The organism is Dyadobacter sp. CY347, from assembly GCF_021502655.1.
Taxonomy (GTDB): domain Bacteria; phylum Bacteroidota; class Bacteroidia; order Cytophagales; family Spirosomataceae; genus Dyadobacter.
The window spans coordinates 92145-111082 of record NZ_JAKFFT010000002.1 but is presented as its reverse complement, the minus strand read 5'-3'; the positions used below and the strand labels follow the sequence as shown (position 1 = coordinate 111082).

Here is an 18938-nt window from a genome sequence, read left to right as displayed (position 1 = left end):
TCCAAAAGCAGGGGGTGGACAAAGCGTAGACAGCCGAGCACAAAGCCACATAAGTATCTGATTATCAAATAAGATAAATATTTGAATTTTTTACAATCATCTTCTTGCAGCTGCATATGAATGGTAATGTTTGCCGGATCTCTTGCAACCAACATACATTCTCCGTTAAATAATTGCCATTCGCCGGTGGGACAGTGCCGCACGTTTTCCATGCTATCAGCAGAACTAAATACGCTATCATTATAGCACGATTACCAGATAAAGTTTCACTTACCTGGACATAACCTTACCTCAAACAAAATGGCCATGAAAAAATTTCTATGCTTGATTGCCCTCGTTGCATGTAATCCACCCACGCCCCGATGGCCCGATCCTAAGCCAGTCGAGCCGGTCTTTATTCCCAGCGCCGAAGATTCCGCCAGGACGTCCGGGCCATTCATGCGGATTCATCCGATGGGACAGTATCCCGAGATGATTCACGATAACCTCGAACGACAACCAACGCTTAAAATAGAAGAATGGCTCTCGGCGACCGTGCCACTAGCTGATTTCGGCCGGATCCTGAAACCGGGACAAGAAATGGAAATGGTCGCATTTGGCGGTGGGTTAACTGCCGGAGTTATGAATGGCGGCATTACCAGAGAAAGCCAGCAAACCAATTACACCAACCTGCTGGCGCACCAGATGGGGATCAAAAACTTCGCCATGCCCCTGTTTGAAAAAGAACATTATAACGGCACAGGCTATTACGTATACCGTCATACGGATAACGGATATCCGCAATGGGACCGGGTCGTGAATAACACCATTCTTATCTCACCCGGCAGCCTACCGGCAATGCCGGAATATAACGGGAAGATTTCCAACTTTGCATTGCCAGACGGTAGCGCAGAAAGGTTTATGATGGGCAATGATTGCGTAAACTGTGACTTAAATAAACTTTTTCTTTCGCGATTCAATCATTATCGGCGCCCATATCTGTCAGAAGCATTTGACGAAATCAAATCTGAAATACCCTATAACTTCGTGATCATTGAGGAATTTTTCGATCGATGGATGTACGGAATACAAACTGTAAGCCGGGTCGGCCTATGGGAATACTGCTTCAATGGATCGATTATGAATACTGGAAGGATTACTGACTCAGCAATTAACAACATATTAAATAAGGTTCAGAAAGGTGTTATTTTCACTATTCCACGTTTCCAGGATCTCGCTTATATGAAATGGTATTCGACGCATGAGTTAAATAAAAGAGCATCGGAAGTATACATTACCTTTAACCAAAACAACATAGGAGATGGACTGATAAATGGAGCAAAGCCGTTTTCGCTGATCCCAACAGCGAAACTCCACAGACTTTTTGAAAACTTTAATGATGGTGAAGCTTTTAGGGCAAATCTTGAAGACAGAGAGGTGCTAGACGAGGGCGAATGCAATATGTCCGATCCGGCGCTTTATTATAATCAGAAAATAAAGGAGTACGCGTCGAAGAAAGACCTTGCCGTAGTTGATCTTTTTGACTTGTATCAACGAATTCATCAAGGAGGATACAAAACGGATGATGGTGTATTAGTAGATGGAACTGCTTACGGAAATTTCTTCTCATCGGACGGAATTTATCCCACCCCACTTGGACAGGCTGTCATTGCAAATGAGGTTATCAAGGCTGTCAATCAACATTATAATGCCAAAATACCATTGATTGACATTGCAGGCTTTGAAAAGTCAATTGGACTTAACAAGTAATGTTTCATCTTAAACAAATTACCATGAAGAAGTTGCTATGCCTCGTTGCACTCGTTGCATGTAATCCACCCACGCCCCGATGGCCCGATCCGAAGCCCGTCGAGCCGGTCTTTATTCCCAGCGCCGAAGATTCCGCCAGAACGTCCGGGCCATTCATGCGGATTCATCCGATGGGACAATATCCCGAAATGATTCACGATAACCTCGAACGACAACCAACGCTTAAAATAGAAGAATGGCTCTCTGCAACCGTGCCGTTAGCTGATTTTGGCCGGATCCTGAAACCGGGACAAGAAATGGAAATGGTCGCATTTGGCGGCGGGTTAACTGCCGGAGTTATGAATGGCGGCATTACCAGAGAAAGCCAGCAAACCAATTACACCAACCTGCTGGCGCACCAGATGGGGATCAAAAACTTCGCCATGCCGCTGTTTGAAAAAGAACATTTCAATGGAACAGGTTATTACGTATACCGTCATACGGATAACGGATATCCGCAATGGGACCGGGTCGTGAATAACACCATTCCTATCTCACCCGGCAGCCCGCCGACAATGCCGGAGTACAAAGGGAAGATTTCGAATTACGGACTTTACGAAGGGAGTACCGAATGGTATGTCCCAAGCTGGGCCTGCGAAAACTGCGACTTGACAAAGCTCCTTAAGTCGCGGTTCAATGGGCATCAACCAGCAGAAATACCGTATAATTTTATCGTTATCGAGGAATTTTTCGATCGCTGGATGTTTGGCATAAAGACAACACGACAGATTGGGCTGTTTGATGCAAGCTTTAACGGCTCGATTATGAACTCGGGAAGAATAACTGACTATTCGATCAATTACGTCCTCCATGGCAAAAAAGGTGTAATCTTTACTATTCCACGCTACCAGGATTTGCCCTATATGAACTGGTATTCAATGAAAGAATTTGGGAATGCATACATTACCTTCGACCGAAACGGTGTAGCGGATGAGGTCATAAATATCGCCAAGCCATTTTCGCTAATCCCGACAGCCAAACTGCATAACCTTTGTAAAAGATTTAAAGATCAAGCTTTTATGGCCAATTTGGATGACATTGAAGTGATCGATTCAGGAGAAAGCTATCTTTCCGACCCTCGGCTCTATTATAACCAGAAGATCAGGGATTACGCAGCAGAAAAAGACCTGGCAGTTGTTGACCTTTTCGACTTGTATCAACGCATTCATCAAGGAGGATACAAAACGGATGATGGTGTATTAGTAGATGGAACTGCTTACGGAAATTTCTTCTCATCGGACGGAATTTATCCTACCCCACTTGGACAGGCTGTCATTGCAAATGAGGTTATCAAAGCGATTAATAATCATTACGGCGCAAAAATTCCAACGATTGATATCGCTGGTTTTGCCAAGAAAATTGAATTCAAAAAATAGCTATTGTCAGCAATTTAATTAGCAACCAATTTCTAGTATGAAAACTATTACAAAGTGGATATTCGTATGCACATACCTTCTAGCCCATATCTGCAATGCGCAAACCGTATCGCTATCCTATCCGATCAACAATTCTGTGCTTCAGCGGAATACACTTGACAAGGCGACAGCAACCATTGCGGGACAGCTTATACACACCAGCCTTGCAGTCACGCTGAGTTATAGGGTCCGGACGGTCAGTGCCAAAGGCGTCGTTGGTGCGGCTGGGCCTACCACAAACCTAAGTTTGGCATCAAACGGCATGTTTTATACTTCACTGGTAATGAATAAGGGCTGGTATATATGTGAAATAATGTTGAACGGAGTCGTGTATGCTTCGGGGAAATTTGGTGTCGGCGATGTATTTATTATCGCCGGCCAATCCAATGCGCAAGGATACGGAAACACTGCCTATTCACTCCCTTCGAGCGCGGGTATCCCAGAATGGATTATTGGTACTTCAGAGGATAGGACTTGTAAAAAAACCTTCCCTGCTTCATTCACGAGCATGTTTTCGTTAAATACGCCTGATGAAGCAAAACGACATGGTAGATTAGGGCCGTCGGGCAATGGCATTTGGGCTTACGCCATGTTGGGCAAGCTGGTTTCAGATGCAAATGGCGGAATGCCCGTGGCATTCTTTAATGCAGCAACAGCCGGATCGAGCGTTACGGAATGGAAACAAGGCAGTGAAGGCATTGAAGCAAAACATCCCTATACAGGAGCACAGGTATGTTTAGGTTATGCGGGAGGTTCAGTGAACCCTTCAGATTATTATGGCCTTCCATACACAACTTTAAAAAACGCTCTAAACTTTTATGGTGCGCTATTTGGCGTGCGAGCTATTCTTTGGCACCAAGGAGAAGCGGATGCAGATTTAAATGTTAATCCAAGTTACAAAGCAACCAGTTCGGTAGATTATCAAACCAAACTGCAAGCCGTTATTGCCAAATCCCGCGCTGATTTCGGAGCCCCAAATCTTACGTGGTATGTATCGAAAGCATCCATCAGCAAATTCGGACCTCTCAATTCTACGGTTAGAACCGGGCAGGGCAACGTCGCAACAGGCTTACCCAACCTAAACGGCTCCGAAACAGATTATGTAAGTGGAAATTCCGGCACTACTACCGCAAGCGACGGTGGCGATGAATATCGCAGCGACAGCACCCACTTTTACGAGGGCGCTGGATCAATCAAAGGCCTTACCTGGCTGGCGAATAAATGGTTTTCGACCATTGGCGCGTTAGCTAATCCGGTTGCGGCGGGCTGGGTGCCGCAACTGACTTATTCGAAAAATGCTGATTGGCGGACACTTACCGCGCAAGGAGCAGCGGTTCAGTATATGTGGAGTAAAGTGGGTATCAATGGTCCGGCCGTGCCCGGTGGCAATGCGAGTGTGTATACGACGGATGAGCAATATTTGGGGATCCGTTGTTACATGAAGGATGCGAACGGCAACTGGCATGTATCGCCTGCGATCAATGTAGGGAAGTATAACAATCAGCGCATAGCGGCGGATTATGACGAGGAAACGCAAGAAAGTGAAGAACCTGGTTTTGAATTGAACGCCTATCCAAATCCTTTTACAGCGCATTTTACAATTGCATTTGAGGTTCCTGAGAACAACAGCCAGGTCAGGTTGGAGATTGTAAACACGAAGGGGGAAATAGTGAAAACGGTTGTAGACAATCCCCACGCAAAAGGAAAATGGCTTTATGAAGTGCGAAATTTGCCCGACCGTTCAAGTGAGATTTTGTTTTGCAGACTAAAAATCAATGAGCATTTCACGATCAGGAAGTTGGTACAACTGACGAAATAATTGGGTAGACGAAACTTTAAGCCTCATTCAAGCCGATAGAATATAGATTTCACGCAGACAGAATATCGATTTGGTTTCCTAAGTTGAAATAAAATCATTTCCTTAGCCGGAACAACCAATGACTGCAAAATGAAGCCTATATCCTTTCTTTTCTTCCTGATACTCATTTCAACTGCCCAGGCTTTCGCACAAAAACCAAAGCCTAAACCTGCCCCGGCCCTCGTTGTCACTTACAGAAACCCGGTTATTGCAGGCGATTTTGCGGATCCTTCGGTGATTCGTGTGGGTGATACCTATTATGCTGCGGGGACTTCTTCGGAATGGGGACCGGCTTATCCTATTTACAGCTCGAAAAATCTGGTGGACTGGGAATATGTCGGGCCGGTATTTAGCGACTTGCCGGAATGGACTATGGGCAGTTACTGGGCACCGGAACTGTTCTTTCGGAATGGCACTTTTTATTGTTACTACACAGCCAGACGAAAATCGGATAAACAATCATTCATCGGCGTAGCAAGCACCAAAGATTTGAAAGAAGGCTTCAAAGACCACGGCATCATCATTGAATGGACAAAAGAAGCGATCGATGCATTCGTAGTGGAGGATGAAGGTAAACTTTTCATAACATGGAAGGCATATGGACTGGATAAAGACCGTGGAATCGAAATTTTGGGTGCAGAACTGGCTCCCGATGGGTTGAAAGTGGTTGGCAAAGAATTTAGTCTGATGAAAGCAGACCTTACCGGCTGGGAAGCTGGCGGGGCGGAAGGACAATCGATCTTCAAACGCGGAAAATACTGGTATATGCTGTACTCCGGCAATGCTTGCTGCGGAGCAAATTGTGATTATCAGGTGGGGTTCGCGCGGGCTGAAAATTTGCAGGGACCCTGGACAAAATATGCAGGTAACCCGGCACTTTTTGGTGATCATAAATGGAAATGCCCGGGTCACGGAACCGTGGTGGTGACGGCTGATAACCGCTATTTTTACTTGCATCACGCCTATAACGGTGTTGATTTTACATTCTCGGGTAGGCAGGGCGTCCTGAGCGAACTGGTTTGGGACGAGGTTACCAAATGGCCTGCTTTCAGATATGGGAAAACAACACCCGCACAGGCAGAAGCGCCTATTGCTATGGGTGCGCTGGTGAACCATAATTTTTCCATTAATTACAACAGGGACACGCTAAAAGCGCCGTGGGTTTATGATGTGAGTTTTGCAAAACCAAATTTTGAAGTACAAAACGGCGCGCTCCGAATCGAGAACGATAACCGCACCAATACCGGGAATTTTCTAGGCTTGACCATTAAAAACGGCAGCTATACATTCACGACCGAAGTCACAGCCAAAAAGGACTTGACGCAGAACATCCTGGTTTATGGTGACGCCAGAAACGCGCTTGGATACGGCGTGCGGGACAATCACATCACATTATGGCAGGTTAAAGATGGGGTTCAGGAAGTGATTAAATCACAGGAGATCCCTGATAAATATAAAGACATCAAATTGAGTCTACATAGCCGTTACGGCCGATTTTACGAATTTCGGTGGGATGTAAAAGGCCAGAAAATCGACTCCCTCACCAGTGCAACGCAAATAGAAGCGCCCTGGCTGCCGAGATGGGACCGTGCACCGAGAGTTGGGGTTAATGTGGCTGGCAATGCTTCCGGCAAGAGTGAGATCCGGGCTGTGCAGATGAAATATGAGTGAGATTAATTACGTTTCATTATTTTCCAAAGCAGCACGGTCGCTGATGGAGGCCACTTTCCCTTTCGACTTTTCTGATTCACTTTCATAACCTTTGCGGATTACAGCGCCTTCCGGGCCTGATTTCGGCAAAAACCTGTTGGCGATAGATGTTACCAGTGATACGAGGCTTGGGTTGGCGCCTTGGAATGCAACGGCCAGTTTCGCCGTATTGGTCAGAATAATTTCTGTTTCCTGGTAAGCGATGGCGTTAACAATGTCCGCAGCCGCCTGCGCCGCATCTTGCGAAAGCAGCGGTGACGAGCCTGCTATTTTGAACCAGGCATATTCTGCCTCATGATCGCCTTTTAAGGATACATTTCTCGGGCTTCCCGTCCGCATGAGGTTCGGGATCACGGTGGTAACATGAATGTTGTCCTTTTTCAGCTCGGAATGCAACCCTTCCGACAAAGCAACCATCGCAAATTTACTCACGCTATAAGGCAGCAAATGCGGGACGGCGACCTTTCCGCCAATGGAACAAATGTTGGCGATCCGGCCTTCCTTCTGTTCATGAAAGTGCGGCAATGCAGCTTTGATCATGTACAATGCAGCCCAGAAATTGGTATCCATGGCCGTTTTATAATCCTCCACATCCATCACATTTTCCGGACCAACGAGCATTACTCCGGCATTATTTATCAATAGGTCAATCCTTCCAAACTGAGAAATTGTGGCTTCGATTACGCGTGACGCATCCCGCTGGTCGCTCACGTCTGCTTTCAATCCCAGCACGATCGAGCCCATTTGCCGGAGTTCCTGCTCGGCGACTTCAATCTGCTCGGCGTTTCTTGAACATATTACCAGGTTCGCTCCTTTTGCCGCCAATTCTCTGGCCAGCAGTAAGCCCAGCCCACGCGCTCCGCCGGTGATAACCACCACTTTATCCTGAAAATCAAACTTGATCATCTCTTTATAGAAATGTTTCGCTGCGGCATATAAGCCCAGTCCGGCGGCTGCCCACAATGCAGTCTTTCCTGAAAAGAGTCCTTGATTGCTGTTATTTTTCATAATCAGTAGGTTCTAATGTGATTATGCAAGGCTAAAAATCTTGTGCCTTTACGGACGGGATTTCATTAATCTGATAAAGTTGCCCCAGTCATAAGCCGTCAGATCGTGCTCGCCTTCGCGGTTGTGATAGGCCAGCGGCGAACTTGGAATAGGCGCATTAATGCCCGGCGGGTTCGCTGGCAACTTCGATTTTAAGCCATAAAGTGCATATGTTTTTTCTGCTTTTTTCAGCGCCAGAAATGTTCCTGTCGGATCGGCCCAAAGGTCTTTGGACGCATTGGTGGCGTATAAAGGCCGCGGAGCGATCAGGGCAATGAGCATATGCTGGTCTACGGGCAGGTCGTTTTCCTTGTCGTTAAATTTTTTGTAATTATTGTTAAACCAATGTGGAAAGGTGGTGTTGATGCGGGTAATTCTCTCACCAAACTGCCGCCGGGCCAAAGCCGCGCCCGTATTTCCCGAACAATTTGTAACGCAAACAGCAAATCGCTGATCCTGCGCCGCTGCCCATAAAGAGGCCTTTCCACCCCGCGAATGACCGACTACGGCCACATTTCCGGCATCAATGTCCTTATCTTTTTCAAAGTAATCCATCACACGCGATGCGCCCCAGGCCCACGCACCAATGGCCCGCATGCCGTTATCGGCTTCCAGCTGCTCGGGATAGAGCTGCACAACACCGTTCATAAATGTGTCCTTGTTATCGGGCGCGAGGTCGCTTACGTGGAAAGCGGCGACGGCATAACCGCTGTCAATGACCATTTCGGCCGGCCAGAAACCGCTTTTCACTTTCCTGGTCGGATCGGTATTTTCTGTCCCCCGGTTGTTGATTAATAGCAAAACCGGCGCGGGCTTTTTTGAATGATTAGGAACAAATAAAACAACATTTATCTCAACTGATTTCCTGTTCCTGTAAACATTGATCGCCACTTCTTTCAATCTGGCTTTGCCATTCATAGCACCCTTGTCCTCGTTTTTTATTGTATAGCGAATGCTGTCATAATCTTTTGGCATCTGCCCGTAAATGTTATCCTCGAAAAGCCTGAGAATTTCCGGCCGTCTTACATCTTCCCACATTTTCCTGCTTTTAACTTCCTTACCGGCGGCCGTTTTCAGCACTTCCGGAAGCACGTAAGCCGGGACTTTGGCCTCGTCGTAATTCTGCGCCGTTGAATTCGTAAGGCACACGAGCAGGAGCAATGCAGTCAGTATTTGTTTCATAGGGACAAAAAAAATGGATCATGCCGGTGTTCGACATGATCCACAAATTAAGGCATTTATATAAAATTACAGCTTTACTTCTCCCTCTTCCTCTCCCTGCCAGTATTTTATTCTTTTAGCTTTTACCGTAATCATAGCAATGCCCGGCGTATCAAGTCCATCTTCGAACCATTGATCCAGGTCGCTTACCCAGTGCTCTTCCATATCTTCACGTTCACGGCTTACCTCAGCTTTACCTGAAACAGAGATCCAAATGTCTTTTTGTCCTTGAAATGTAAGGTTCACTCTGCTATCGAGCTCAATGTCGCTTACCATCCGGGAGCCTTCCCATGTAAAAAAATAGGAATTCCCATCGTATTCCACTTCTCCGTTGTTACTCATCGGCCTTGAAGCCAGCGCGCCATCGGTTGTTGTGGTTGTAAGCATACAAAGGTCTATATCCTTCATTACTTCACTTACGTCTTTCAATGTTTTATCTGCCATGATCGTTTGTCGTTTTTGTAATAGCAGATATTAAAATAATGCCAGGCAAAAGAACTTAAATCTTGATCCCGAATGAAAGCCCGAAGCTCCTTCCATCGGAAGTCCATACACCGGCGCCCGGATACATGGTAGGGCGTTTGGTGAAATATTGCTTGTCGGTGATGTTGTTTACCCCTGCACGCAATGTGTAATTTCCGTTAATATGCCATGTTGCATTCAGATCGAGGAGCCCGTAACCCGGCACTTTGCCAATCGTGCCGTTTGCAGATGGCTCAACGGTGTTCAATGGATTGGCAAAATTGGCGCTTACGTAGCTGTACTGGCAGGTTACGGATAATTTTTTATACAAAAACTGCACGCCATTCCGTGAGATCCAGGTTGGGACACCTTCTACTGTGTTGCCTGCTACGCTCGTATTTTCGCCATTGACAACCGCATTTCCTTTGATATAACTTGCGTCGAAATACGATGTTGAGGTAAAAATCGAAAGCTCGGTAGGCGTTGAAGATGTGTTGATTCGAAACGGAATGTACTCAATGTATGCTTCCACGCCTCGTGTACGCGTGTCACCCGTTACTGTGCGCAGAATGTACGCATTTGCGCCTTCCCGCATGGAAACAGTTCCCATTCTATTGTTGATCAAAACCTGGAAAACCCCAATGTCGTAACGCAGGTTCCTGGTGCCGCCGCTGACGCCTGCTTCCACATTGTAACCATAGGCATCTTTCAGATTTTTATCCACTTTTTCCAAAACGGATCCCGGGATAATGTCTTTGAAAACAACCGGCCGGTAAGCTTGTGAAATGCCCCCATAAATGCGGTTTTGGGCGTCCAGTCTGTACTGTGTGCTTATCCCGAAAAGCGGAAAATTGTGCTTGATCTTGTTTGGAAGGTCTCCCGGATCGTAGTAACTGATCGTTCCAGTCATATCCGTCGCGCCGTTTTCGTAACGCATTCCGGGCGAAACGGTCCATTTTGGCGTGAGGTAAATCATGTTTTCCAAAAACACCGCCACATTGTTTGTCTTCATATAAAGATCGCGGCCAAATGCAGGATCAGTTAATGTGAGATCGAAATCGCTGCCGGTTGTGCCTTTACCCAATTGCCTCCTGCGCAGCTTATTATGCATGATCTGCACGCCGCCGGAAAGCACATTTTTGAAGCCTGCAATGTCATAATGATGCAAAATCCGCAGCTCGGAGGTGAAACTCTTGAAATTATCAATGTCTACCTGACGCGCTTTGTAAGATTTTGTAGCCGGATTAATCGTGTCAGGAACATTGGCAAATGCATCAAACATCACGCTGTTCCTGGCTCCATAAACGCCGGAATTGGTAAACTTAACCTGTGTTTCGGGGCTGATTTTCCAATCCAGAACAATGGAAGGAATGTAAATGTCGGGATTGAAATAATTTCTGGAACGGGTGGATTGTCGCGGATCGGCAGCGAACATGGCGTCGGTTAATGGGCCGGGAATTTGGTAAACGTAGGAAGAGCGTCCCAATTCAGCCTTGATGCGCAATGACTTGTTAAATTCATAAGCCAGACTTATAAATTGCGATTCTGCATCTGATTTCGCATTCTTCCTGTATCCGTTTGAATGTCGCTTTTGATAATAGGCTGAGTAAACGAGCTTCCCAACTTTCCCGCCAATGGCATTATAAGAGCTGAAAAGCCCGAACGACCCCACTGAATTAATGCTTTCGAATGAAAATAATTTGGTTGTATCCGGTGCTTTGGTCACATAATTGATCATCCCGCCAAATTGCGCGCCATACTGCAACGATGACGTTCCCCTTACCAGCTCAATGCGCTCGATGGATTCCATGGCCGGACTGTAATGGCTGGCCGGATAGCCGTACATGTCGGAATTGGTGATAACGCCGTTTTGGCGAATGTTGTATTCCCAGGAACGGTGCGGATCCAGGCCGCGCGTAGAAATGTTGATCTGATTGCCGCTTCCGTCCATATCATAGACAAAAACACCTGGAATTTTGGCAAAAATCTGGCGGCCGGTTTTCTCAACAATGTTGCCATTCACGCCGCCCAACTGAATGACCTCGCTTTTCTTCCCTGCATGAATGTAAGTATTTTGAACATCAGGAAGGCGCTCGGTATGGATTACATTTTTGCGTTCTTCAATAGTGACTTCATTCAAGTCCAGAACTTTGTCTGCGTCCTGTTTTTTGTTTTGATTTTCCTGCGCCTTTGCCACTCCCAAAGATCCCGAAAGCACAACCAGCGTGATAAGCGTAGATTTAATATTCATCATTTAATATACTAATTCAAAAATTCAATATTGTTGTGTATCAGGGTGAAATGTACGCCAGCTATGCCAAAATTCCTGATATGCATTCACTCTTTTCAAATCCGGACCGTCGCCTGCGAGGCGCTTTCCGAGCAGATTGTAAGCTGTATTTTGTGCGTATAAAGTGTCATTCCGAACGGCAATCTCCTGCTCGCCTGCCTTTTGAAATGCAAAAAAACTCTTGTTATCAGCTGCCAGAACAACGGCCACCGGCGTCGCTCCCACCCGATCATTAATAACCCGCTGCTTAACCAGCTTATTCCAGTCAAATGCTTTGCTATCCTTCCCCGCCTGCACGCCCACAACCCAGGATTTGTCTTTCCAGGCCGCTGTATCCGTTTTGGTAAGCGTTGATTTTCCCTTTCCGGATTCATAGCGGCTCATGGAATCATATTTGGCCTGATACATTGGGTCGGGTTGCATGATTTGGCTGTTTGGGTGCATTTTTAGCCACTGTGAAACGGTGGTTTGCGTGGTTGGAAGTTCGGGCAACATCCGGCCTTTCAATGGTCCGGCAATGGCTTCACCATTCGCCTGCCGCCACCAGCTTCCTGTGTTTTTATCCTCAAACATGGCATTGAAATGGTCCATACCAACGAGTCTGAACTCATCCGGCTTACCTTCCACGATCGGCTCAAAAACCCTTCCGGTGCGGCAAACAGTGCAATATGTTACGATTACGGGCTTTCCGCCGAGCACATCGCGCACCTGGTGATGATAACCGATAAATTGAATGGGGTAAGCTTTGGCCTCACCATTCGCCTCGACGCCTATCACAAGCCGGTCGTCTTTTACTTTATTTTGGGAAGCATTGTGTAAAATGACTTGGGATGGCTGATAAAACATCGTGTCCGCCGCCATTTCGTAGTTTGTGCCGTAAGTAACAGCGCCTGCAATAAAGAGCAAGATTATTGCAATCCATTTTCTTTTATCGGATAAAACCGTCGTGAAGCCTGCAATGATCATTAGCCAGAAAACGATCCGGAAAGCCCATCGCCAGGTATGCAAAAAATAGGCAATGTCAATGCTGTTCATCTGCTGGCTGCCAGGCATAGGCATGATGAAATACACTTTTGCAATCTCGTAGAGAATGATGCCGGCAACGCCCAGGTAAAGAAATTTTCTCATATATAAGTCAACCCTATTAGCTCAATTTTGAATAAAATGAAAAAGAAACGGGTTCGCCAGATGGCAAACCCGTTTGCCTAATTATTAACCTATGATAATATACTTTTCCTATTTGCTTCTGGCTGTGACAATTAGCGCCACCAGGAACGGGATCGTGAACACGAGCAACGCATTCCCGAATCCTCCCAAAACCGCCACGAGCGAGCCGATAAAAAACACCGCTGTGGCCGTAAAAAACCGTCCCACATTAAAGCAAAAGCCCGTCGCCGTTCCCCGGATCGAAACCGGGAACAGCTCTGGAATATAACTTGACAACGCGCCCTGACTAATCCCAAAACAGAAAGCCAGCGCGGCTGTTTCAATGTAAATGATGCTGGAAAAAGTGCTGTTGGTCAAAAACAGAATGCAGCACATCACCAGGCAAGTGCCGAAAGTGGCCATTAATGTGGCCTTTTTACCAAATTTATTGATCAATATTCCGGAAAAAATGCCTCCTGTAATTCCTCCCATGCCCAGCAAAATCATAACCAATCCCCGCTCCTTCTGACCGTCCTGGCCCGTTGCAAGTAATGTTTGCACCCAAGTCGGTAACCAGGAAAAAATCCCCCAAAGTCCGATGAGCACCGAGCCGAAAATCAGCGAACCTGAAATCAGATTTGCGCGGTTACTTTCAACAAACAACCCTTCGGGCTTAGTGGTATGCGTCTTGGTTACGCGCCATTTGTCAGATTCGGGAAGAAGGAAAAAAACGAGCACGGCAATGATAACCGGAATGAAACCCACCGCAAAAGCGCTTCTCCAATCCGAAAAGATCAGGTTCAGACTCCCCGTTGTCACAATCCCAACCGGAAAGAAAACAGCCAGAATTCCGAGCATAACGGCTTTATTTTTGTCTTGCCAAATCTCAGAAATGTAAACGGTTGTGATCAGCAAAACGCCTCCTATGCCCATGCCTGCGAAAAATCGCAGCGCCAGCAAACTATACCAGTCCGGTACAATGGTGACCAAACAAGTGGAAACGCCATAAAGCCCGATCACTAATGTCAATGATTTGACGCGCCCGATGCGGTCGCTGACCACGCCGAACAAAAGTCCGCCCACCATCCAGCCATAAAGAAATATCGCATTTACATAAGCACCGATCTCGCCCAGCTCAGCCTGAGAAACGGCCTGTCCTTTCAGCTCAGGAATCGCAACCGGCAGGTAAACCGACATTAATGTGGAAACCGTACCGCTCAGCATGTAACTCACTACACACAAGCCAAATGCGAGCCATTTCGAGCTGGTTTTCTTTTCTTCCAGATTGGTTAGTTCCAATGTTTCCATGTGCTTTTTGAAGCTGATGTTATCTGAAAAGCTGATCAAAATTGAGACTCACATAATACAATCCACCCACTGCCGGAGAACCATATGCCTGGACAATGTATTGGTTTGTCAAATTCGACGCACCCAGTTTCACGATCGTTTTCAGGCTTGGAATGCGATAACTAACCTGTGCGTCCAGCAAGTTGTAGCTTTTCACTTTTCCGGGCGCATTCTCAGTGAATGTACCATACCAGTCGAAGCTGCTCTGCCAGTGCCACGCCACATTGAACCCGATTTTGTCGGTTAATCTTGCATTTCCGAAGATCAGGTTGGTTTTCCATTCAGGCGTGTTAAAGGCCGGAACATTGTTTTGATCTGCATCGCCAATGTTGAAATCGATCCAGGTCGTGTTCGCGCTGATCTTGTAGTTTTTAGGAAGCGAATAAGTCAGTCCTGCGCTAACGCCCTGGATAGAAACTTTGTCAGCAGCATTGGTATAAAGTTGGAAAAGCTGTCTGTCGGCTCCCAGCAATTCGGCAGCTGCGGCTGGATTCACTTTTCCATCTGCCAAGAGAATGTTGGATTTCGCTCTCGCCACCACGGTGTTGATCATGAAATCAGTGTATTGGCTGTAATAATAATTGACGTCGAACAAGAGCTTTTTGGCGATAATTCCTTTGTAACCAACTTCGTAGCTCTTCACTTTTTCTGATTTGATATAAGGCACATTTGATTTCACCAACTTGTCTTTGTTGTTGGCAACAGCTTGCGGAAATGGCGTTCCTTTTGCCATATCCGCACCAAATGCGCTGGCAAATGCACCGAAAGAAGCGATGGTAACCGAGTTTTCATACGCATTCAAACCGGCAGAGTTTACCGGCGCACCACCCAGAATGATGATCGGGCCTACATTCAGCTTAATGTATTGATCTCCAATGGTTGGGTTGCGGAAACCGGTTTGGTAAGATGCGCGGAAATGGTGGTTTTCATTGGGAGAAATAACCGCCGAAGCACGTGGTGTAAAACGGCCGTCAAAGTTCTCATTTTTATCAAAACGACCTGAAACCGTCAACTTTAAAACATCTTTCCAAAACGACTTTGAAGCTTGGGCGAAAGCACCATACTCTTCATTCGTCAGGTTTTTGTCTTTATCATCAAAAAGCGTCCCGCCTGTGTTTAAGTAATATTTACGAAAATTCCCACCCACTTGCAGGTTGATGAATTTCAACGCAGAACTGAAATCATACATTCCTTCCACGTGACGCAGGCTGCATTCGCTGAGGATGCCCGCTCCGGCCAGTCCGCGCGTCTGGATCAGGCGATCTTTGGCTGTTTCGTATTCGCTGGATCCGGGTAAAATCCTTCCCTGATCCGCAAAAGCGCGGGCTAGTGAATGATCTTTGCTTCCTACTGAGGCAATGGCACCATTGTAAGCAGCTGTATATCTTTCAAACCACGTTGCATCCGCTTTATCCGGTGAAACGGTGTTTCCCGCTAAATCTTTAACCCAGGTCCTGTTAATGTGCTGGCCCAACGCACGGGTGTTGTAAGAGTTTGTCGAGCGCTCCTGATTGGAGTAAGCGCGCACATAAAAGTTGCTGCCTCTCAGCTCTAACCGATGTTGAATGAATTTGAAATCATTGATAACGAAGCGGTTACTGCCTGTATACTGCGCTGTTCCCTGATTAAAATTCCCCTGATAGATGGCTTCCAGCTTGTCCGTGATGCGGTAATGCAATGCGCCCAGCAGTTTCAAGCTGTAAACGCCGTAAGTCGCAAGATCCTTTTCTTCATAACCTGTGCGTGAAACGCGGCCGATGCTTGGAATGGTCTGTGCGACTTCGTCGCCGTAAATGTTCAGTGCATTTCTGCCAGGGTTGTTCGGGCCGCGGTTGGCTGCTGGTGTGTTTGGATCAATGTCGGTGTAATCATTTGCATACCAGTCGGTTCCTTTGAGATAACTTGCTGCGGCTTTGAAAGCAAACTTGTTGTTAAATGCTTTGGCATAACGAACAGCGAGATCATACATAGGTTTCGCGCCCATGCCCGTTCCGTCGCCAATGTGGTTGACGCCGAATTTGGTTTGTGCGCTTAATCCCTGGTATTCATAAGGATTTTTGGTGCGTGTATTAAGCATTCCGTTAAAAGCGATCGGGCCATATAATGCCGAGGCCGCGCCTGGGATCAGCTCTGCGCTTTCTACATCAATATCATGGGGCCCGAAAAGATTTCCCATCGCAAAACCAAGTCCGGAAGGTTGATTATCAACCCCATCCACCAATTGCAGGAAGCGGCTGTTTCCCGTGGTGTTAAATCCCCTTGTGTTAATTTGCTTATAAGTAAGGCTGCTGGTGACCATATCCAGCGATTTCATATTCACCAATCCATCAAAATAATTGGCAGAAGGTGTTTGCTGAACCGCGCGGGAATCCATTTTTTCAATGCTCACCGGTGAACGTAAAATGCTCTCTTCCACCCGCGATGCCGAAACCACAACCTGGTTAAGCTCTTCCGCAGCCGGAACAAGATTCACATTAATCGCCTGACCAGAAGCAACTTCCACTTCCTGGCGCGCATAACCGATCAGCGAAATCACCAGCGTGGCAGGAATGTTCGTTTTTAATTCAAAATAACCTTCTGCATTGGTAACTGCACCTGTATTTTTTCCCTTAACCGACACAGAAACACCTGAAAGCGGCTTTTGAGTGTCATTATCTGTAATGTGCCCGGAAAGTTGTGTGGATTGCGCCTTTGCATTTTGCATAAACAAAACGCAGACGATTGAAAACATTAAAAGTAGAGTTCTTTTCATAGAGGAGTTGAATTTATGAGCGTTGTTTTTGTTGTTTCAAATGATCGTAACCGTTGGCCAGTCTGTTGTAACCGTTGTCAACAAGACGTTGGCCGAGGCCTTGATAGAATTCAGGATTGGATGGTGCAATGGTGGCCATTCCGTCCACGTAGCGGTTGTAAAGGCAAAACAGGGCGGCTATCAGCACTGTATCATGAATTTCAATGTCGGTTGCGCCATTATTTTTTGCTTCTGCGATGGCTTCTTTGGTAACCGCTTTCCCGAGCACCTGAACTTGCTTGGCGATTTTCAGTAAAGCTTTCATTTTGTCGCTTACCGGCGCGGCATCAATGTCCTGCTTCATGATTTCGCAGGTTTCGGTGTTGCCTATCAGCAGGTCGGCGGCGGCAGTGTGTGCAGCAGTGCAAAACTTGCATGCATTGTTGTGTGAAACGATGGTCGCGATCAGCTCCCTTTCTCCGGGTGTTAATGTGGATTCACCACGCAAAAGGAATTGCGTCAGCTCGCGGATCGGCGCGGCGGTTTCCTTGTTGTATTCGAGCAGACCTGTTATTCCCGGCAAATGTTCCGGCAATGATATATGTGGCATTGCTATTGAGTGGAAATGATTTTTGAAAAATTATTCAACAGTTTGCTCAACCGGAGGAATGTAACCCTTGAAGGCCATACGTTGTCCCATTGCGCGGTAATCCTCGTTTTCCTGGGGCGCCCACGTGCCCAGTCCATCCACATATCGGTTGAACATGCAGAATGACGCTGCGATCAAAACCGTGTCATGAATTTCGCGGTCAATGGCCCCTTCGGCTCGTGCCGCAGCGACGTCTTCTTCGGAAACTTCCTTCCCGCTTTTCTGCACTTTGGCTGCGATATTGAGCAACGCACGCAGTTTTGGGGTGACTGGAATTTCCTGAAAGCCATTTCGGATGTCTGCGATCTGATCCAGGTCACAAGACAAATGCGCCATTGCAGCCGAAGCGTGCGACATGTGGCAGAATGTGCAATCATTCAGATGGGAGACGTAAGCGGCAATAAGTTCGCGTTCGCCGCTGGTGAGCGGAGATTCGCCCCGTAGCAAGGTGTCCGCAAGCCAGCGAAGGGAAGAAGCTGTTTCGGGACGGAAATTGAACAAGCCAACGATCCCCGGAAGTGATTCGTCTGGCAATGTGATATGCGCCATTTTGAAAAAAATCTGTCGTTAGTAAAAGATTTCTTCCCCTTTTTGAGTCTGAACAAAAAACAGCAAACATGCGCTGATTTTCAGTTCATTACAAGAGTGATATTTCTAATGAAACGCACTCAAAAAGGAGAAATTGAAATGATGTTACTAAGCCAGATCGGGTGGCGGCGAGGGAATTGTAAATTGTATTTCGGAAAAATGAAGCTGCACCTGAGAAAGGGCAACTTCCTGGACTGGCGCCCATTCAAGCAAATAAAACACATGTTTCCGGTCTTGGGACATGTATTCTTTTACAAAGTTTTTGAGAATATTGGAATGCTGATCTTTCCGCTGGTCACTGGCATTGCCCGTAACCTGATCATTAATTTTTGAAGCAAGGTCGCTGAACTTTTCCCGCGCAGTCTGGTCATATTCGCAATGCACATACATGGTGTCATTGATCAGCTGGCGGCTTTTCATCTGATAATACTGCCCTTCATGCAAAAGTTGCCCTTCGACCTGCTCCGGCGCGTCCCAGTTGGTCTGATAAGGAACGGCCACCGGCACTTTAATTACAATGTCCAGCGAGTTTTCCGACTGCTGAACCAGGTCTTTTCCGCGTGCACTAATGGTGTGCGTTTCTTCCGACAAGTAAACTATCGAATAGCCTACCATGTTGTAAAGCAGCAACCCCAAAAGCAATATGGATAAAATCCTGCGCAATGTTGTAATATTAAAATTCGGTC

At 46.7% G+C, this 18938-nt stretch carries 14 protein-coding genes; 4 read left to right on the top strand and 10 right to left on the bottom strand.

Annotated features, from left to right (window positions below):
- Window positions 1-306: 306 nt before the first annotated feature.
- The 4 genes from L0659_RS01175 (at window position 307) to L0659_RS01160 (ending at window position 6732) form a co-directional block, all read left to right on the top strand.
- The gene (locus tag L0659_RS01175; RefSeq protein WP_235123690.1) at window positions 307-1749 is read left to right on the top strand and encodes a hypothetical protein; all 1443 of its coding nucleotides are present in this window, start codon (window positions 307-309) and stop codon (window positions 1747-1749) included.
- A gap of 23 nt (window positions 1750-1772) precedes the next feature.
- Complete coding sequence (locus L0659_RS01170) at window positions 1773-3164, top strand: hypothetical protein (RefSeq protein ID WP_235123689.1); 1392 nt, start codon at window positions 1773-1775, stop codon at window positions 3162-3164.
- A 37-nt stretch (window positions 3165-3201) separates the two neighbouring features.
- Window positions 3202-5022 (top strand): sialate O-acetylesterase, encoded by a 1821-nt coding sequence (locus L0659_RS01165; protein WP_235123688.1) that lies wholly within the window; start codon window positions 3202-3204, stop codon window positions 5020-5022.
- A 129-nt stretch (window positions 5023-5151) separates the two neighbouring features.
- Window positions 5152-6732 (top strand): glycoside hydrolase family 43 protein, encoded by a 1581-nt coding sequence (locus L0659_RS01160; RefSeq protein WP_235123687.1) that lies wholly within the window; start codon window positions 5152-5154, stop codon window positions 6730-6732.
- A gap of 6 nt (window positions 6733-6738) precedes the next feature.
- Here L0659_RS01160 and L0659_RS01155 read toward each other — a convergent pair whose 3' ends face one another.
- The 10 genes from L0659_RS01155 to L0659_RS01110 form a co-directional block, all read right to left on the bottom strand.
- On the bottom strand, window positions 6739-7779 hold the full coding sequence (locus tag L0659_RS01155; RefSeq protein ID WP_235123686.1) for an SDR family oxidoreductase: 1041 nt from the start codon (window positions 7777-7779) through the stop codon (window positions 6739-6741).
- 48 nt (window positions 7780-7827) lie between these two features.
- The gene (locus L0659_RS01150; RefSeq protein WP_235123685.1) at window positions 7828-9000 is read right to left on the bottom strand and encodes an alpha/beta hydrolase; all 1173 of its coding nucleotides are present in this window, start codon (window positions 8998-9000) and stop codon (window positions 7828-7830) included.
- 66 nt (window positions 9001-9066) lie between these two features.
- A complete protein-coding gene (locus L0659_RS01145) occupies window positions 9067-9483 on the bottom strand; it encodes a pyridoxamine 5'-phosphate oxidase family protein (RefSeq protein ID WP_235123684.1) in 417 nt (138 codons plus the stop codon).
- Between the two features lie 55 nt (window positions 9484-9538).
- Window positions 9539-11755 (bottom strand): TonB-dependent receptor domain-containing protein, encoded by a 2217-nt coding sequence (locus L0659_RS01140; protein ID WP_235123683.1) that lies wholly within the window; start codon window positions 11753-11755, stop codon window positions 9539-9541.
- Window positions 11756-11776: 21 nt separating this feature from the next.
- The gene (locus L0659_RS01135) at window positions 11777-12919 is read right to left on the bottom strand and encodes a DUF3179 domain-containing (seleno)protein (protein WP_235123682.1); all 1143 of its coding nucleotides are present in this window, start codon (window positions 12917-12919) and stop codon (window positions 11777-11779) included.
- Between the two features lie 108 nt (window positions 12920-13027).
- Window positions 13028-14284, bottom strand: coding sequence for an MFS transporter (locus tag L0659_RS01130; RefSeq protein WP_235123681.1), 1257 nt, complete (start codon window positions 14282-14284; stop codon window positions 13028-13030).
- Window positions 14265-17036 (bottom strand): TonB-dependent receptor, encoded by a 2772-nt coding sequence (locus tag L0659_RS01125; RefSeq protein ID WP_235123680.1) that lies wholly within the window; start codon window positions 17034-17036, stop codon window positions 14265-14267. Before L0659_RS01125 ends, L0659_RS01130 begins: the two co-directional genes overlap by 20 nt.
- 13 nt (window positions 17037-17049) lie before the next feature.
- Window positions 17050-17625 carry a carboxymuconolactone decarboxylase family protein gene (locus tag L0659_RS01120; RefSeq protein ID WP_235123679.1) on the bottom strand — a complete coding sequence of 192 codons (576 nt, stop codon included), beginning with the start codon at window positions 17623-17625 and terminating at the stop codon, window positions 17050-17052.
- Between the two features lie 30 nt (window positions 17626-17655).
- A complete protein-coding gene (locus L0659_RS01115) occupies window positions 17656-18213 on the bottom strand; it encodes a carboxymuconolactone decarboxylase family protein (protein ID WP_235123678.1) in 558 nt (185 codons plus the stop codon).
- Window positions 18214-18360: 147 nt separating this feature from the next.
- Window positions 18361-18915 carry a hypothetical protein gene (locus L0659_RS01110; RefSeq protein WP_235123677.1) on the bottom strand — a complete coding sequence of 185 codons (555 nt, stop codon included), beginning with the start codon at window positions 18913-18915 and terminating at the stop codon, window positions 18361-18363.
- Window positions 18916-18938 lie beyond the last annotated feature (23 nt).